Annotated in this window: 2 protein-coding genes (both running past the window's edge); both read right to left on the bottom strand. The window is 72.9% G+C overall.

The features are described from left to right. Nucleotides 1–9711 carry the 5' end (the start) of a non-ribosomal peptide synthase/polyketide synthase gene (locus RDV84_RS14435; RefSeq protein WP_309150737.1) on the bottom strand. The gene continues 12501 nt to the left of window position 1, outside the view, so 9711 of the gene's 22212 nt are visible here — the first part of the coding sequence; its start codon is at nt 9709–9711; its stop codon lies beyond the left edge, outside the window. Further along, nucleotides 9692–19657: the 3' portion of a non-ribosomal peptide synthase/polyketide synthase gene (locus RDV84_RS14440; protein ID WP_309150738.1), read on the bottom strand. It continues 17883 nt past the right edge of the window; the window shows 9966 of its 27849 coding nt (coding positions 17884–27849); its start codon lies off the right edge, out of view — the gene reads right to left on this strand; the stop codon is at nt 9692–9694. The genes RDV84_RS14435 and RDV84_RS14440 overlap by 20 nt, the downstream gene beginning before the upstream one ends.

Here is a 19657-nt window from a genome sequence, read left to right on the forward strand (position 1 = left end):
CACGATCTGGCGATGGCTCACCACCACGCCCTTGGGCTTGCCGGTGGAGCCGGAGGTGTAGATGACGTAGGCCGGGTGGTCCGGCTTCAGTTCCGGCCGCAGTTCCGGCCGCGGCGCGCCGTCGCCGGCCGCGCGCTCAATGGCCGAGCGCTCGATGGCGGCGCGCACCGCGTCGTCGTCGAGCAGCAGCGCGTCGGCGGGCGCGGCCCGCATCGCGTCGCGGCGGGTGATCACGATCGCCGGAGCGGCGTCGTCGAGCATGTAGGCCAGGCGTTCGGCCGGATAGTCCACGTCCAGCGGCAGGTACGCCGCGCCGGCCTTGAGCACGGCGAGCAGGGCGACGATCAGTTCGCTCGAACGCGGCAGCGCGACCGCGACGCGATCCTCGGCGCGGATGCCGCGCGCGCGCAGCACCGCGGCGAGCCGCTGCGCGCGCTCGTGCAATTGCGCGTAGCTCAGGCGTTCCTCGCCGAAGACCAGCGCGGTCGCGTCGGGGCTGCGCGCGGCCTGCCGTTCCAGCACCGTCGCCAGGTCGGGCTCGGCGACCGGCAGGGCGCGCTGGTTCCAGTCGCGCAGCAGGCGCTGGCGCTCGGGTGCGGGCAGCACGTCGAGCTGCGCCAACGGTCGCTGCGGCTGGTCGGCGAACGCCTCCAGGATGCGGGTGTAGCTGTCGGCCAAACGCTGGAGCTGCGCCGGCGCGTAGACGTCGCTGCGGTAGCTGAAGCCCAGGCGGATGCGCTCGCCGGGCACCGCCGACAAGCCGAGCGGATAATGCGAGGTGTCGCCGCCGTGGTGGCTGTGGAAGCCGACGCTGAGCTGTTGCGACTGGGTCTGCAGGCCGGCTTCGTCGATGGGGTAGCTCTCGTACACCATCAAGGTATCGAACAATTCGCCCAGGCCGGCCACGCGCTGGATCTCGCTGAGGCCCAGGTGGCTGTGTTCGAGCAGCGCCGATTGTTGCTGCTGAAGGCGCCGCAGCAGGTCGCGCAAGGGTTCGGCGGCCCGCAGGCGCAGGCGCAGCGGCAGGGTGTTGATCAACAGGCCGACCATCTGCTCGCTGCCGGCCAGCTCGGCCGGACGGTCGGCGAAGGTGATACCGAACACCACGTCGTCGCGGCGCAGCAGGCGCGCGAGCAGGATTCCCCAAGCCGCCTGGATCACGGTGTTGAGGGTCACGCCGGATTGCCGCGCCTGTTCGACCAGACGCGCGCTGAGGTCTTGCGGCAGATGGAAACGCAGCAGCTCGGGCGTGCTCGCGATGGTGTTCGCCGGAGCGATCCGGCTCGGCTCTTCCAGCCCGGACAGCGCCTCGCGCCAGGCCGCCAACGCGGCCGGCTTGTCGCGGCCCGCCAGCCAGCCGAGGTAATCGCGATACGGCGTGACCCGCGGCAATGCGGCGTGTTCGCCTTGCGCATACAGCGCCAGCAGCTCCTGGATCAGGATCGGCGTGGACCAGCCGTCGAGCAGGATGTGGTGGCTGGTGAACACCAGGTAGTGCCGGTCGGGCGCGGTGCGCGCCAGGATGAAGCGCAGCAGCGGCGCTTGCGCCAGGTCGAAGCGTTGCCGCTGGTCTTCGCGCAACACTTCGGCGAAGCCGGCTTCGTCCGTGTCCACCTCGCGCCACGGCGCGTCGAGCGTGCGCGCGATCGCCTGCACGGCTTCGCCCAGGCCCTCGTGGACGAAGGCGGCGCGCAGGTTGGCGTGGCGTTGCAGCAGCCGGTTCGCGGCCTTGCGCAGCGCGTCGCCGCGCAGCGGGCCGTCGAAGCGCAGCACCACCTGCATCATGTAGTTGTCGTGGGCCTGTTCGTCGTACAGGGCATGGAACAGGAAGCCGTGTTGCAACGGCGACAGCGGCAGGATGTCGGCCAGCGCCGGCTGCGCGGCTTCGATGGCCTCGATCTGGGCCTGGTCGAGCGCGACCAGCGGCAGATCGGACGCGGTGAATCCGTCGCGCTGCGCGCGCGAGGCGTAGGCGGCGATGGCGCGCAGGGCGGCGTGCCAGTCTTCGGCCAGTTCGCGCACCTCGTCCTCGCCGAGCACGTCGCCGGCCCAGCTCCAGGTCGCGTTCAACACCGGCCCGGCGGCGCCGTCCAGGGTGATCGCGTTGAGTTCCAGCGCGTGCGCCAGCGGCCGCTCGGGATGATCGCCGGCCTGCACCGCGACGCGGTCGGTGGCGCCCCAATCCTCGCCCGCGTCGCCGGCGCCGAAACGACCGAGGTAGTTGAACGCGATCTGCGGTTGCGCCCGGTCGGCCAGGGCCTGCCGCCCGGCTTCGTGCAGATAGCGCAGCAGGCCGTAGCCGATGCCGTGGTCGGGCAGCCGGCGCAGTTGTTCCTTGACCTGCTTGAGGCAGCGCGCGAGCACGCGCTCATCGTCCAGGGCGGCGCGCGCGTCGGCCGCGTCCAGCGCCAGTTGCACCGGGAACAGGCTGGTGAACCAGCCCAGGGTGTGCGACAGCTCGGCGCCGGCGACGATCTCTTCGCGGCCGTGGCCTTCCAGCCCGAAACGCACGGTGTCCGGATCGTCCAGTCCGCGCCGCGCGCGCCAGCCGCGCAGCGCCAGGGCGAAGCCGGTCAGCAGCACGTCGTTGATGCGGCCGTGGATGGCTTCGGGCGCGCGGGTGAGCAGGGTGCGGGTGACTTCGCTGTCCAGGCTCAGGCTGAGGCTGCGCCGCGTGGCGATGGTGTCGCGCGAGGGATCCAGCGCGCGCGCGCCGATCGCCGGATCGGGACCGGCGAGCATCGATTGCCACAGCGGCAATTCGTGCGCGCGTTGCGCGGCGGCCTGCGGCAATCGCAGCGCCCAGTGGCGCAGCGGCGTCGCCACCGCGGGCAGGACGACGGCGCGGCCGGCGGCGATGGCGTCGGCGGCGTCCTTGATGTCCTGCAGCAGGATGCGCCAGGAAATGCCGTCGATGGCCAGATGGTGGATCTGCAGCAACAGCAGCGGCTGGCCCGCGTGTTCGAACCACAGCGCTTGCAGCATGCGGCCGTCGCGCGGGTCCAGCGCGGCCGCGCTGGCGGTGGCGCGTTCGTGCATGCGCGCTTCGAACGCCGGCCGGTCCGCCGATTCGGGCGAGTCGCCGGTCTCGATGCGCTGCAGGCAATCGCTCGCGCGCACCGCGCCGGCGGCGCGCACGTCCCAGCGGCGTTCCGGCGTCAGCCGCAAGCGCAAGGCGTCGTGGTGGTCGAGCACCGCCTGCAAGGCCGCCAGCAGCTGCGCTTCGGGCAACGCCGGTATCTGCAGCAGCACCGACTGATGATATTGCTGCAGCGGGCCGTCCTGTTCCAGGAACCAGTGCATGATCGGCGTGGCCGGCAACTCGCCGACCGCCGCCTCCAGCGTGGTCTTGGCGGCATCGGCCAGCGGCCGGATGACCTGGGCCAGCGCCTCCGGGCTCTGGTGTTCGAACACGGTGCGCACGCTGGCCGACCAGCCGGCGCGGCGCAGGCGGCCGACCAACTGGGTCGAGCCGATGCTGTCGCCGCCGAGGGCGAAGAAGTTGTCGTCGATGCCCACTTGCGGCAGGTGCAGGATCTCGGCGAACAGTTCGCACAGCAGCGTTTCGGCGGCATCGCGCGGCGCGCGCTCGCTGGCGCTGCGCAGTTGCGGCGCCGGCAGCGCCTTGCGGTCGAGCTTGCCGTTGCCGGTCAGCGGCAGCGCGTCGAGGGCGACGAAAGCGGCCGGAATCATGTAGTCGGGCAGGCGTTGGGCCAGCTGCGCGCGCAGCGCCGCCGCATCGAGGTCGTCGGTCGCGAGATAGGCGACCAGTTGCTTGTGGCCGGCATGGTCCTCGCGCGCGATCACCGCGTTGTGGGCGAAACCGGCCTGCGCCAGCGCCGCCTCGATTTCGCCGAGTTCGATGCGGTAGCCGCGGATCTTGACCTGGTGGTCGATGCGGCCCAGGCAGTCCAGGCGGCCGTCTTCGCGCCAGCGCGCGAGGTCGCCGGTGCGGTACATGCGCTCGCCGGCGGCGAACGGATCGGCGACGAAACGCTCGGCGCTGAGGCCGGGGCGGTTCAGATAGCCGCGCGCGAGGCCGGCGCCGGCGATGTACAGCTCGCCGGCCACGCCGCAGGGTTGCGGCCGCAGTTTTTCGTCGAGCACGTACAGCCGCGCGTTCCAGATCGGCGTGCCGATCGATACGGCGGAAGCCTCGCGCATGTCGGCGTCGACCTCGTAGGTGCTGCAGCCGACGGTGGCCTCGGTCGGGCCGTATTCGTTGATCAGGCGCACGTCCGGATAACGCTGCTGCCAGAACGCGAGGTCGGCCGGCACCAGCGCTTCGCCGCCGAGCAGCAGGGTGCGCGCCGGCGCCGGAGCGCCGGGTTCCAGGGTGGCGTTGAGCAGTTTCAGGTGCGCCGGAGTGAGCTTGAGCAGTTCATAGCCGCCGGCCGGTTGCGCGGCCAGCAGGCGCGAGAAGTCCTGATCGGTCTCGACCAGGGCCAGCGGCTGGCCGGCCAGCAGCGGGCCGAACAGCACGGTGACGCTGCCGTCGAACGCGGCCGACAGGGTGGTGGCCGAACCGTTGCCGCCGGCCGCATCGTTGGCGGCGAAGTACGCGTGCCGGCTCCACGCGAAGTAATGCGCGGCCGAACGGTGCGAGACCGTCACGCCCTTGGGCGTGCCGGTCGAGCCGGAGGTGTAGATCACATAGGCCGGGTGCAGCGGCTTCAGCGGCCGCAGGCGGTCGGCGTCGGTGGGATTGGCGGCGCTGCTGCGCGCCAGGCGCTGTTGCAGCGCCGGCTCGTCGAGCAGGCACAGCGGCGCGTGGGTGGGCAGCAGAGCGGCGAAGGCCGCGCGCGTGAGCACGCGGACCGGCTTGGCGTCGTCGAGCATCGCCGCCAACCGTTCGCCCGGATTGCCCAGGTCCAGCGGCAGATACGCCGCGCCGGCCTTGAGCGTGGCGAGCAGGGCGACCAGCAGGTCCGGCGATGGCGGCAGCGCGATCGCCACCACGCTCTCCGGGCCCGCGCCTTCGGCGATCAGCACGTTGGCCAGGCGGTTGGCGCGCTGGTTGAGCGCATCGAAGTCCAGATGCTGCGCGTCGCCGGCCTCGTCGCGATAGATCGCCGCCGGCGCCGACGGCGTGCGCGCCGCCTGGGCCTCGAACAGGCTCGGCAACGGCGCTTCGACGACCGCTTGCTCGGTGGCGTTCCAGTCGTGCAGCAAGCGCTGCCGCTCGGTCGGATCCATCAGCTCGATCGCGCCGATGGCGCGCTCGGCGTCCTCGGCCACCGCGCACAGCAGGCGTTCGAAACGCCGCCACAGCGTGCGCACGCTGGCTTCGTCGAACAGGTCGGTGGCGTACTCGATCGCGCCCTGCAGGCCGTCGGGCGCGCCGTCGGCGGCGGTGCGCTCGGAGAACGCGAAGTTGAGGTCGAACTTGACCACGTCGGTTTCCAGCGGATGCGCCTCGCACTGCAGCCCGGGCAGGCGCAGCTCGCCGACGCTCATGTTCTGCAGCACCACCATCACCTGGAACAGCGGGTGGTACGACAGCGAGCGGGTCGGATTGAGGGTTTCGACCAGTTGCTCGAACGGCAGGTCCTGGTGTTCGTAGGCGGCCAGGTCGGTGTCGCGCACGCGCGCGAGCAGGGCGGCGAAGCTGGGATCGCCGGCGGTGTCCACGCGCAACACCAGGGTGTTGAGGAACAGGCCGACCAGGTTCTCCAATGCGGCATCGGTGCGGCCGGCGACCGGCGCGCCGAGCGGAATGTCGGTGCCCGAGCCCATCCGCGTCAGCAGCGCGGCGACCGCCGCCTGCAAGGTCATGAACAAGGTCGCGCCGTGGCGTTGCGACAGCGCCAGCAGGCGGCGGTGCAGCCCGGCGTCGAACTCGAAATGGGCGGTCCGGCCGCGGTAGCTCGCGGTGCCGGGGCGCGGCCGGTCGGCCGGCAGCGACAACTGTTCGGGCAGGTCGGCGAGCCGCTGCTTCCAGTAATCGATTTGCTGGCGCAGCAGACTGTCGCTGTCGTCCTCGCCGCCCATCAGTTGCCGCTGCCACAGGGTGTAGTCGGCGTACTGCACCGGCAGCGGCGCCCAGTCCGGCGCCGCGCCGGTCAGGCGCGCGGCATAGGCCTGCGACAGGTCGCGCGCCAGCGGCGCCATCGAAGCGCCGTCGCCGGCGATGTGGTGCAGCAACAGCAGCAGCACGTGGTCTTCGGCGCCGACCCGGAACAGGGTCGGACGCAGCGGAAATTCGCAGCTCAGGTCGAAGGCGTAGGTCGCCGCCTCGCGCAGGTCGGCGTCGAGGGCGGCTTCGGCGGTGTCGATGGTCGCCAGCGACACGAACGCCGCGGCGTCGTCGAGACGGTCGTGCGCGCCGGGCGCGGCCAGGATGTGCTGGCGCGGCGCGTCGCCGTCGGGGAACAGCGTGCGCAGGCTTTCGTGGCGCGCCAGCAGGTCGTTGAGCGCGGCCTGCAGGGCGTCGGGGTCGAGCGGGCCGCGCAGGCGCAGGGCCAGCGGGATGTTGTAGGTGGCGCTGGGGCCTTCGAGTTGGTGCAGGAACCACAGCCGGTACTGCGCGAACGACAGCGGCAGCAGTTGCGGGCGCGGCTGCGCCGCCAGCGCCGGCCGGCGCGCGCGGTTGCGGTCCAGCTGCGGCGCCAGCGCGGCCACGCTGCGGTGTTCGAACAGCGCGCGGATCGGCAGCTCCAGCTGCAGGCGCGCGCGGATCAGGCCGATCAGGCGGATCGCCAGCAGCGAATGTCCGCCCAGGTCGAAGAAACTGTCGTCGATGCCGACGCGCTCCACGCCCAGCACTTCGGCGTACAGCGCGCACAGGATGCGCTCGCGTTCGTCGCGCGGCTCGCGCAGGCTGGCCGGCGCGTAGTCCGGCGCCGGCAGCGCCTTGCGGTCGAGCTTGCCGTTGGGCAGTTGCGGCAGCGCAGGCATCGCCACCAGCGCCGCGGGCAGCATGTAGTCGGGCAGGCGCGCGGCCAGCTGCGCGCGCAGCGCGTCGGCGTCGAACCCGGCTTCGGCTTCGGCGAACACGTAAGCGACGATCTGGCGCTGGCCCGGACGGTCCTCGCGCACGATCGCGGCGTTGCGCGGGTAGCCGGCGCGGGCCAGCTCGGCTTCGATCTCGCCCAGTTCGATGCGCAGGCCGCGCACCTTGACTTGCTGATCGGCGCGGCCGCGGTGGACGATCGCGCCGTCCTCGCGCCATTGCGCCAGGTCGCCGGAGCGGTACATGCGCTGGCCGCGCGCGAACGGATCGGCGACGAAGCGCTCGGCGCTGAGCGCGGCGCGGCCGAGATAACCGCGCGCGAGGCAGTCGCCGGCGATGTACAGCTCGCCCAGCGTTTCCGGCGGGACCGGACGCAGTGCGCTGTCGAGCACGTAGAAACGGGTGTTGGCGATCGGCCCGCCGATCGGGATCGGGCCGTCTTCGATTTCGCGGCACGGCCATGCGGCCACGCCGATCGAGGTTTCGGTGGGGCCGTAGGAGTGATGCAGCGGGCGTCCCAGACGCTGGGCCACGCGCCGGCGCAGGTCGGCCGACAGCGCTTCGCCGCCGCAGACGATGCGACGCAGGCTGGCGCATTGCGCGGCGCTGGCCTCGGATACGAACACGTCCAGCATCGAGGCGACGAAGTGCACCGTGGTGATGCGCTCGCGTTCGATCAGCTCGGCCAGGTAACGCGGTTCGCGATGGCCGCCGGGCCGCGCCAGCACCAGCCGCGCGCCGCGGGTCAGCGGCCAGAACAGCTCCCACACCGACACGTCGAAGCTCGACGGGGTCTTCTGCAGCACCGCGTCGTCGGCCTGCAGGCCGTATTCGCGCTGCATCCACTCCAGCCGGTTGACCACGCCGCGGTGCGGGATCGCCGCGCCCTTGGGCTTGCCGGTCGAACCGGAGGTGTAGATCACATAGGCCGGATGCTCCGACCGCAGCGGCGTGCGGCGCTCGTCGTCGCCGACGGCGTGCGCCGGCAGCGCGGCCACGCGCTCGCGCAGCGCGGCGTCGTCGAGCCGCCACAGCGGCGCGTCGGCCGGCAGGGCGTCGGCGGTGTCGGCGCGGGCGAGCACGCAGGCCGGCGCGGCGTCGGCGAGCATGTCGGCCAGGCGCTCGGGCGGGTAGTCGGTGTCCAGCGGCAGATAGGCCGCGCCGCTCTTGAGCACCGCGCACAGCGCGACCGGCAGCTCGAGCGAACGCGGCAGCGCCACGCCGACGATGGATTCCGGGCCGACGCCCTGGGCGATCAGCGCGCGCGCGAGGCGGTTGCTGCGCGCCTCCAGCTCGGCGTAGCTCAGGGTTTCGCCTTCGAAGCGCAGCGCGACGGCATCGGGCGTGCGCGCGGCCTGCGCCGACAGCAGCGCGGCCAAGTGGGTGTCCGCGCATTCGTGCGCGGTCGCGTTCCAGTCGTGCAGCACCTGCCGGGTTTCGTCGGCGTCGAGCAGGTCGATCCGGCCCAGCGGTTGCTGCGCGTCGGCGGCGAAGGCTTCGATCAGGCGCTGGTAGCGCCGGCCCAGGCGCAGCACCCGCTCGCGTTCGAGCAGGTCCGGGCGGTAGCTGAGCTTGAGTTGATAGGGCTGGTTCGGCCGGCCCGGTATCAGCGCCAGGCCGACCGGATAGTGCGAAGTGTCGCCGCCGTTGTGGCTGTGCACGGCCACGCGCAGGTCGTCCGGGCCGTCGCCGTCTTCGCCGACGGGGAAATTCTCGAAGATCACCAGGGTGTCGAACAGTTCGCCGTGGCCGGCGGTGCGCTGGATCTCGGCCAGCCCGAGGTGTTGATGGTCGAGCAGCGCCGACTGTTCGCGCTGCAGGCGTTGCAGCAGCGCGGCCACGGTTTCGTCGGGACGCCACTGCAGGCGCAGCGGCAAGGTGTTGATGAACAGTCCGACCATCTGCTCGACGCCGGCCAGTTCCGGCGGGCGGCCCGACACGGTGGTGCCGAAGGCGACGTCGCGGCGATGGGTCAGCCGGCCGAGCAGCACGCCCCAGGCGGCCTGGACGATGGTGTTGAGGGTGACGCCGAGCGTGCGCGCCTGGCGGGTCAGGCGCTGCATCAGTTCGTCGGGCAGGTCGATGCGCAGCGTGTCGGGCACCGCCGGCGCGGTGCTGGTGGCGGCGATCCGGGTCGGTTCCTCGAAGCCGAGGAAGGCCTCGCGCCAGGCCTCGCGCGCGGCGTCGCGGTCGCGCCCGCCGAGCCAGCGCATGTAGTCGCGGTACGGCACCACCCGCGGCAAGGCCTCGGTGTCGGCGCCGTTGCGGTACAGCGCGAACAGCTCCTGCAGCGCGATCGGCGTGGACCAGCCGTCGAGCAGGATGTGGTGGCTGTTGAAGATCAGGTAGTGGCGCTCGGCCGATTCGCGGATCAGCACGAAGCGCAGCAGCGGCGCGCGGGCCAGGTCGAAGCGTTGCCGGGCGTCGTCGGCGATGGCCTGCGCCAGCGCCGCTTCGCGCTCGCGCGGCGGCAGCGCCGACAGGTCCAGCTCGCGCCACGGCGCGCGCACGTCGCGCTGGATCACCTGCACCGGTTCCTTGGTCTTGTCGTGCACGAACGCCGCGCGCAGGCTGGCGTGGCGGCGCAGCAAGGCGTCGGCGGCGGCGCGCAACGCGGCCGCGTCGAGCGCGCCGTCGAGGACGAAGGTCATCTGCACCACATAGCTGTCCTGCACCTTGTCGTCGTACAGGGCGTGGAACAGGAAGCCGTGCTGCAGCGGGGTCAGCGGCAGGATGTCTTCAATCTTCGAGTTGCGCATAGAGCGATTCCAAGAGTTCGATGTCGGATTGGTCGAGCGCGACCAAGGGCACGTCGGACGGGGTCAGCGCGGCGCCGTCGGCGTCGCGGGCGAAGTCGGCGATGCGGCGCAGGGCGTCGAACCAGGCGTCGGCGAAGGCCGCCACCGCGGCTTGGTCGAGCAGTTCGCTGGCCCAGTTCCAGTTCGCGTACAGGCGCGGGCCGTCGGCTTCGTCGCGGACCAGGGCGTTGAGTTCCAGCGGATGCGCCAGCGCTTGTTCGGCGTCGCCGCCGCCGCCGAAGCCGCCGTCCTCGCCGACCGGGTTCCAGTCGGCGTCGTCGCGGCCGGCGCCGTCGGCGACGGCGAAGCGGCCGAGGTAGTTGAAGCCCAGCGACGGCGGCGCCAGCGCGGCCAGTTCGGCGCGCGCGGACGGGTCGAGGTGGCGCAGCAGGCCGTAGCCGATGCCCTGGTCGGGCACCCGCCGCAACTGTTCCTTGACCGACTTGAGCGCGCGTTCCAGCGCCTTGCCGCCGGCCAGCGCCTGGTCGAGGTCGAAGTCGGCCGCGTCCAGGCGCAGCGGGAACAGGCTGGTGAACCAGCCGACGGTGCGCGACAGGTCGGCGCCGTCGATCAGGCCTTCCACCGCCGCCGCTTCGCGGCCGTGGCCTTCCAGGTCGAACGCGGCGGCGCGCGCTTCGCTGTCGCCGCGTCCGCGCCGCCATTGCAGCGCGGCCAGCAGGAAGGCGCTGAGCAGCACGTCGTTGATGCGGCCGTTGATGCGTTCCGGCGCCTGGGTCAGCAGGATGCGGGTGGTGTCCGCGTCGAGGCTGGCGACGTGGGTGCGCATCGTCGCCATGGTGTCGCGGCGCGGATCGAAGGCGCGCGGCAGCCAGGCGCCGCCGTCGCCGGCGAGCATGTCGCGCCACAGCGGCAGTTCCTCGCGGCGGCGCTGCGCGGCCTCGGGCAGGGCCAGCGCCCATTCGCGCAGCGAGGTCGGCGCCGGCTCCAGTTCGATCCGGTCGGCCTGCGCCAGCGCCTGTTCGTAGGCCGCGCGCAGGTCGGGCAGCAACAGGCGCCACGACACGCCGTCGACGGCGAGATGGTGGACCACCAGCAGCAGCCGCGAGTGTTCGCCGGCATGGAACCACACCGCCTGCAACAGGCGGCCGGCGGCGGGGTCCAGGCGGCGCTGCGCGGCCTGCGCCTGCGCCGCGACTTCGGCCGCTGTCGGCGTCGCCGCTTCGATCGCGAGCAGGCAATCGTCGGCGCGCACCGCGCCGATCGGCGCGATCTCCAGGCGTTCGCGGTCGAGCACGCGCAGGCGCAGGGCGTGGTGGTGATCGAGCAGCGCCTGCAGCGCCTGCGCCAGCGCGCGCGCCTGCAGTTCCGGCACCTTGAGCAGCATCGATTGCTGGTACTGCGCGTACGGCGCGTCCTGCTCGAACAGGTCGCGCACGATCGGCGTGGCCGGCAGTTCGCCGACCGGCGCCACCGCCGGTGCGGCCGCGGCGGCGAGTTCTTCGCTGGCCACCGCGGCCAGCGCGCGCACGCTCTGGTGTTGGAACACTTCGCGCGCGCTCAGGCGCAATCCCGCCTGGCGGGCGCGGCCGACCAGCTGGATCGAGCTGATGCTGTCGCCGCCGAGGCTGAAGAAGCCCTCGTCCAGGCCGACCGTATCCAGGCCCAGCACTTCGCGGAACAGTCCGGCCAGGACCTTCTCGCGGTCGCTGGCGTTCTCGTCCGCGCCCGCGGGCGCCGCGGCCGCCTGCGGCGCCGGCAGCGCCTTGCGGTCGAGCTTGCCGTTCGGCGTCAGCGGCAGTTCGGGCAGGGCGACGAAGGCGGCCGGAACCATGTAGTCGGGCAGGCGTTCGGCCAGCTCGCTCTTGATCCGGAGCAGATCGGCCGCGGCCAGTTCCGGCGCGGCGAGGTACGCGACCAGTTGCTTGTGGCCGGGCCGGTCTTCGCGCGCGATCACCGCGTTGGCGGCGAAACCGATCTGCGCCAGCGCGGCTTCGATCTCGCCCGGTTCGATGCGGAAGCCGCGGATCTTGACCTGATGGTCGGCGCGGCCGAGCAGTTCGAGCTGGCCGTCGCGGCGCCAGCGCGCCAGATCGCCGGAACGGTACATGCGCGCGCCGGACTTGAACGCAGCGGTCGTGGTAGGGTCCGCCGCGAACGGATCGGCGACGAAGCGTTCCGCGCTCAGGCCGGGACGGCCGAGGTAGCCGCGCGCCAGGCCCGCGCCGGCGATGTACAACTCGCCGACGGTGCCGGCCGGTACCGGCCGCAACCGCGCGTCGAGCACGTGGAACCGGGTGTTGCGCAGCGGCCGGCCGATGCTCGGGCGTTCGTCGCCGTCGTCCAGGGCCAGGCCGCCGGCATCGACCGTGTACTCGGTGGGGCCGTAGTAGTTGTGGCCGCGCACCGTTGCGTGTCCGCGCAGGGTGCGCCACTGGCTCTCGCTGACCGATTCGCCGCCGAGCATCAGCGTGCTCGGGTAGGCGCGGGCGCCGTCGCCGTCGCCGCTGTCGAGCAGGCCCAGGCGCTGCAGCTGTTCGAAGTGGGTCGGGGTCAGGTCGAGCGCATCGATGCGCGCGTCCCGCAGGTGGGTCAGCAGGGCCTCGCCTTCGCGCCGCAGCACGTCGTCGAACACGTGCAGCTCGTGGCCGGCGCACAGGAACAGCAGGCCTTCCAGCGAGGTGTCGAAGGCGAAGGTGGCGGTGAGGCCGAAGCGTACGCGGCCGCCGCCGGCATGGCGCGCGGCATCGGCGATCACGCCGTCGCGGTGGTGCTCGAACAGATTGGCCAGGGCCGCGTGCGGCACCACCACGCCCTTGGGCTTGCCGGTCGAGCCGGAGGTATGGATCACGTACGCGGCCTGCTGCGGATGCAGCGGCGCGGCGCCGTCGTCGTCGTGCCCGCGCGGATTGCGTTCCGACATCGATGCCAGTTCGGCGCGGCCGGCGTCCTGGTCGAGCAGCAGCGCCGGGCCGGCGTGGCCGAGCGTGGCGCAGATCGAGGCGTGGCCGAGCAGCAGCGCGGGCGCGGCTTCGCCGATCAGCTCGCGCAGGCGCTCGCCCAGGTGCTCGGTGTCCAGCGGCAGGTACGCCGCGCCGGCCTTGAGCGCGCCGAGCATGGCGCAGACCGTATCGGCCGAACGCGGCAAGGCCAGGGCGACGCGATCGTCGGCCTTGAGCCCGCGCGCGATCAGCGCGTGGGCGATGCGGTTGGCGCGGCGGTTGAGCTGATCGAAGCTCAGCGACTGTTCGCCGCAGACCAGCGCCACCGCTTCCGGCGTGGCCGCGGCCTGGCGTTCGAACCACTGCGGCAACAGCAAGCCCGAGGGCGCGATCTGCGGGCCCTGCGAGTCGCGCAGCCAGCGGTCGCGTTCGTCGGCGTCGAGCAGTTCGATCTCGCCGATGCGCCGGCGCGGATCGGCGGCGACCGCTTCGAGCATGCGGTGCAGGCAGCGGCCGATGCGCAGCGCGGTGTCGGCCTCGAACAGGTCGCTGGCGTACTCGATGCTGGCGTGCAGGCCGGCCGGCGCGCCGGACGCGTCGTGGCTTTCGCTGAAGTCGAAGCTGAGATCGAACTGGGCGATGTCCAGGTCGAACCCGGCCGGGCGCGTGCGCAGGCCGGGCAGGGCGAGCTCGCCGCTGGCGTGGTTCTGCAGCGACAGCATCACCTGGAACAGCGGGTGGTGGGCCATCGAACGCGCCGGTTGCAGCGCGTCGACCAGGCGCTCGAACGGTACGTCCTGGTGCTCGTACGCGGCCAGGTTGGTTTCGCGCACGCGGCCGAGCAGTTCGGCGAAGCCCGGATCGCCGGACAGATCGGTGCGCAGCACCAGTGTGTTGAGGAACAGGCCGACCAGATCGTGCACGGCCTCGTCGTTGCGGCCGGCGATGGGCGTGCCCAGGGCGACGTCGTCGCCGGCGCCGAGCCGGCCCAGCGTCGCCGCCAGCGCCGCCTGCAGCACCATGAACAAGGTCGCGCCCTGGCCGCGCGCCAGCGCCGCCAGCCGCGCGTGCAGCGCGGCGTCGAGCGACAGCGGCAGATGGCCGCCGCGATAGCTCGATTGCGCCGGACGCGGCCGGTCGCTCGGCAGCGCGATGCGCTCGGGCAGCTCGGCCAGCTGGCGCTTCCAGTAGTGCAGTTGCTGCGCCAGGCGGCTTTCGGGATCGGTCTCCTCGCCCAGGGTGCGGCGTTGCCACAGGGTGTAGTCGGCGTACTGCACCGGCAGCGGCGCGAACGCCGGCGCGCGGCCGCGCCGGCGCGCGGCGTAGGCGTGGCTGAGGTCGCGCGCGAGCGGTTGCAGCGAAGCGCCGTCGCCGGCGATGTGGTGCAGCAACAGCAGCAAGGCGTGGCGTTGCGGGCCCAGTTCGATCAGGCTCGCGCGCAGCGGCAGCTCGCGGCTGAGATCGAAGCGGTGCGCGGCCGCAGCCGACAGCGCCGCGTGCAGGCCGGCCTCGTCGCTGCGGGCGCGGTGCAGGCGCAGCGCGGCCTCGGCTGCCGGCAGCACCCGCTGCTGCGGCACCTCGCCGGCCGGGAACAGCGTGCGCAGGCTTTCGTGGCGAGCGACCACGTCGTTCAAGGCCGCTTCCAGCGCGTCGCCGTCCAGCTCGCCGTCCAGGCGCAGCGCCAGCGGGATGTTGTAGGTCGCGCTGGGCCCTTCGAACCGGTGCAGGAACCACAGCCGCTGCTGGGCGAACGACAGCGGCAGCCGCGCCGGCCGCGGCTGCGGCAACAGCGGTTCGCGCGCGGCCGCGCCCGAGGGCAGCCGCCGCGCCAGGGTTTCCACGGTCGGCGCGTCGAACAGCGCGCGGATCGGCAGTTCCACGTCGAAGGTCGCGCGAATGCGGCCGATCAGGCGGGTGGCCAGCAGCGAGTGGCCGCCGAAGGCGAAGAAGTTGTCTTCCGCGCCGATCCGTTCCAGCCCCAGCACTTCGGCGAACAGCGAGCACAGCAGCTGCTCGGTGGCGTTGGCCGGGCCGCGCGACAGCGCCTGCGCGGCGAACTCCGGCGCCGGCAGCGCCTTGCGGTCGAGCTTGCTGCCGTTGGCGGTCAGCGGCAGCGCGGGCAGCGCCACGAACGCGGCCGGCACCATGTACTCGGGCAGGCGCTGGGTCAGGCGCTTGCGCAGCGCGTCGCCGTCGACCGGTTCGGCCGACACCAGGTAGGCGACCAGTTGCGGATGGCCCTGGCGGTCTTCGCGCACCATCGCCGCGTTGCCCGGATAGCCGCACTGCGCCAGCGCCGACTGCACTTCGCCCAGTTCGATGCGGAAGCCGCGCAGCTTGACCTGCTGGTCGACGCGGCCGAGGTAGTCGAGCTGGCCGTCCTCGCGCCGCCGCGCCAGGTCGCCGGAGCGGTACATGCGCTGGCCGACGTGGAAGGGATCGGCGACGAAGCGCTCGGCGCTCAGCCCGGGGCGGTCGAAATAGCCGCGCGCCAGGCCGGCGCCGGCGATGTACAGCTCGCCGGCGACGCCGGCCGGCACCGGCCGCAGCATCGCGTCGAGCACGTACAAGCGCGCGTTGGCGACCGGGACGCCGAGCGGCGGCGCCGCACCGGCCAGGCTGGCTTCGTCCAGCGCCTGGCTCATCGCCGCGCAGATGGTGATTTCGGTCGGGCCGTAGGCGTTGACCAGGCGGCGGCCGTCGCGCGACCACGCCGCGGCCACGTGCGCCGGGCAGGCTTCGCCGCCGACGATCAGCGTGGTCGGCCATGGCGACTGCGCCGGGTCCAGGCTGCCGAGCGCGCTCGGCGGGATCAGGCTGTGGCTGATGCGCTGCCCGGCGAGGGTGCGCGCGAGCGCGTCGCCGAGCAGCAGGCCCGGCGGCGGCAGCACCAGCGCGGCGCCGGCGGCGAAGCACATCAGCATTTCCATCGCCGCCGCGTCGAAGCTCATCGAGGCGAACTGCAGCACGCGGCTGCCGGCGTCGAGGCCGAAGCGCTCGACCTGGCTGTGGACCAGGCTGGGAATGCCGGCGTGGGCGACGCACACGCCCTTGGGCCGGCCGGTCGAGCCGGAGGTGTAGATCACGTAGGCCGGATGCTGCGGCGACAGCGCGCGCATGCGTTCGGCGTCGCACGGATCGTGGCCGGCGGCGTGGGCGATGTCGTTGCCGAAGCCGGCGCCGTCGTCGATCAGCAGCGTCGGCGCGTCCTGCGGCAAGCGTTCGGCGGTGGCGACGGTGGCGAGCACGTAGCGCGGGCGCGCGTCGGCGAGGGTGTACTGCAGGCGTTCGAGCGGATGATCGGCATCGAGCGGCAGATAGGCCGCACCGGCCTTGAGCACGCCGAGCACGGCGACGATGGTGTCGAACGAGCGCGGAATCGCCAGCGCGATCCGGTCTTCCGGGCCGACGCCGCGCGCGATCAGCGCATGCGCCACCCGGTTGGCGCGGCGGTTGAGCTCGGCGTAGCTGAGCTCGGCCTGCGCGCCGGCCGGCGAGGCTTCGACCACGGCGACCGCGTCAGGCGCGGCGACGACGCGTCGCTGGAACCATTCCGGCACGGTCGCGGCGGGCAGTTCGAGTTCGGTGTCGTTGCAGTCGTACAGCACCCGCCGGCGCTCGCGGTCGTCGAGCAGGTCGAAGTGTTCAAGGCTGCGCTGCGGATGCGCGGCGACCGCGTCGAGCAGGCGCGACAGGCGCCCGGCCAGGCGTTCCACGCTCAGCGCGTCCAGCCGCGCCGGATCGAAGTTGAAGCGCAGCGACAGGCGCTGGCCCGGCGTGACCAGCAGGCTCAACGGATAGTGGGTGGCGTCGCTGCTGGCGAAGCCGGCGATGCTCAACTCGCCCAGCGCGCTGGCCAGGCCGTCGTGATCGATCGGATAGTTCTCGAACACGTACAAGGTGTCGAACAGCCGCTCGAAGCCGGCGTAGCGTTGCAACTGGGCCAGGTCGAGGTGGTTGTGCTCCATCAGCGCGGTCTGCTGGCGCTGCAGCTCCAGCAACAGGTCGACGAAGCTGCGCTTGGGGTCCAGGCGCAGGCGGGTCGGCACGGTGTTGATGAACAAGCCGATCATGCGCTCGACCTCGCCCAGTTCCGGCGGGCGGGTCGACACCGTGGTGCCGATGACCACGTCGTCGCGGCCGAGCATGCGGCCGAGCAGCAGGCCCCACGCGCCCTGCACCAGCATGTTCAAGGTCAGGCCGTGGCGCCGCGCCAACTGCGCCAGGGTGCGCGACAGGCCTTCGGGCAGTTGCAGTTCGTGCTCGTCCTGGCGGCCGGAGGCGTGCGGCTGCGAGGGCAGCAGCAGGGTCGGTTCGTCGATGCCGTCCAGCGCTTCGCGCCAGGCGCTTTCGGCCTGTTGCGGATCGCGCGCGTGCAGCCAGTGCAGATAATCGCGGTAGGCGCCGGCGCGGGGCGGCTCGGAACCCGAATACAGCGCGAACAGTTCCTGCACCAGCAGCGGCAGCGACCAGCCGTCGAGCAGGATGTGGTGGTTGGCGATCAGCAGGCGGTGGCGGGCGCGGCCGTCGGCGCCGTCGCCGAGCGCGAGCAGGGTGAAGCGCAGCAGCGGCGCCTCGGCCAGGTCGAAGCGCCGGGCGCGGTCGCGTTCGGCGATGCGCGCGGCCTCGGCGTCGCGCGCGTCGGCCGGATGCGCGGACAGGTCGACGCGGCGCCAGTCCAGCGGGATCTCGCGCGGGATCACCTGCACCGGCTGTTCCAGGCCGCGGTGGACGAAGGCGGCCGACAGGTGCGGATGGCGCTGCATCAGCGCGCGCGCGGCGTCGCGCAGGCGGGTCGGGTCGAGCGGGCCGTCGAGGTCGAAGCGCACTTGCACCACGTACGGGTCGGGGCCTTCGTGCTCGTACAGGGTGTGGAACAGCAGACCGTGCTGCAGCGGCGTCAGCGGCAGCAGGTCGGCGACGCCGCCGGCGTCGCGATAGTCGCGTTCCAAGCGCTCGATGCGGTCCTGGTCGAGCGCGGCCAGGGCCACGTCCGACGGGCTCAGGCCGCCGCTGTGCGGGTCGGCGGCGAGCGCGGCGAGCGCGCGCAGGGCACGGGCGAAGGTCTGGGCGAGGTCTTCGATCTGTTCCTGCGAGAACAGCGCGCGCGGCCACGACCAAGTGGCGACGAATTCGGGGCCGTCGTCGCGGTCCTGGGTCAGTGCGTTGAGTTCGATGGCGTGGGCGATCGGCAGCGCTTCGCCGCCGGCCGGCGCCGGGGTTTCGGCGGCGGCGTTCCAGTCGCCGCGGCCGGGGTCGCTGGCGCCGCCCGCGGCCTGGCCGCCCACGGCGAAGCGGCCGAGGTAGTTGAAGCTGGCCTGCGGCTGCGGCAGCGCCGCCAGGGCCTGCGCGGCGTCGGGGTTGAAGCAGCGCAGCGCGCCATAGCCCAGGCCGTGGTCGGGCACCGCGCGCAGTTGTTCCTTGACCCGCTTGAGCGTGCGTTCGAGCTCGCGCCCGCCGCTGAGCGCCTGGGCCTGGTCGATGCCGTCCAGGTCCAGCCGCAGCGGATACAGGCTGGTGAACCAGCCGACCGTGCGCGACAGGTCGAGCTCGCTGTGCGCGCTGTCGCGGCCGTGGCTTTCCAGGTCGAGCAGCACGCGCTCGCAGGACTGGCCGGTGTGGCGGCGGCGCCAGTCGCCCAAGGCCAGGGCGAAGGCGCTGAGCAGCACGTCGTTGATGCCGGCGTGGAAGCGCGCCGGCAGCGCGGTCAGCAGCGGCGCGGCGACCGCGGCCGGCAGGGTCAGGGTGTGGTGGCCGCAGGCGGCGCCGACGTCGCGGGCCGGATCCAGCGCGACCGGCGACAGCGGCGGGTCGATGCCTTCGGCCAGCGCGCGCCAATGCGGCAGCTCGGCCAGGCGCGCGGGCGAGTTCGCCTGCTCGCGCAACTGCGCGGTCCACGCGCGCAGCGAATGGCTGCGCGCGGCGAATTCCGGCTCGCGGCCGGCGGCGAGGGCTGCGACCGCGTCGCGCAGGTCGGGCAGCAGGATGCGCCAGGACACGCCGTCGACGGCGAGATGGTGGATGCACAGCAGCAGGCGGCCGCCGGCATCGTCGCCGGCGTCGAACCACACCGCCTGCAGCAGTTCGCCGGTGTCGGCGGCGAGCGCGCGCGCGGCCTGCGCGGCCGCGTCGTCGAGCGCGGTCTGCAGCGCGGCCGGATCGAGCCCGGCGATGTCCACGCGGCGCAGGCCGAAGCGGGCCGATTCGGGCCCCGGCACGCGCAGCGTCCAGGCGCCGTCTTCGCGGCGCAGCTGCAGGCGCAGCGCGTCGTGATGGCGCAGCAACGCCGCCAGCGCATCGTGCAGCAGCGGCTGCGACAGCCCACCCGGCACGCGCAACAGCACGCGCTGGTTGAAGCCGTCCAGCGGCGCCTCGCGGTCGAGGAACCATTGCAGGATCGGCAGCGGCGCCAGCGCGCCGACCGGCTCGTCGATCAGCGCCGGCGCATCGGCGTCGGCCGCGCGCGCGATCCGCGCCAGCGCCGCCACGTTCTGGTGCTGGAACACTTCGCGCGGGGTGATCAGCAGCCCGGCCTTGCGCGCCAGGCCGACCAGCTGGATCGACAAGATGCTGTCGCCGCCGAGGTCGAAGAAGCTGTCGGCGACGCTGACCCGCGGCAGGCCCAGCACCTGCGCGTACAGCGCGGCCAGGGTCTGCTCGCGCTCGTTGCCGGCGGCGCGGTGCTGGCCGGCGCCGAGGTCGGGCGCCGGCAGCGCCTTGCGGTCGATCTTGCCGTTCGGGGTCAGCGGCATCTGCGGCAGCAGCACCAGCAGCGGCTGCATGTAGTCCGGCAACTGCGCGGCGATGTGCCGGCGCAGGTCGGCGAACTGGTCGAACGTGGACGGCTCGTTGCTGCAGGCCGACAGCTCGCGCACCGCCAGCGGGCGGTGCAGGTCGGCCACGGTGCGGCCGTCCTCGCGCCAGAACAGCAGCTCCAGCCGGTCGTCGGCGCCGTCGCCGGCCCAGGTGCTGGCGGCGCGCAGGCCCAGCGCCGCGGCCGCGGCGAT

Origin of the sequence: Lysobacter yananisis (genome assembly GCF_031199375.1) — a bacterium.
GTDB lineage: Bacteria > Pseudomonadota > Gammaproteobacteria > Xanthomonadales > Xanthomonadaceae > Lysobacter > Lysobacter yananisis.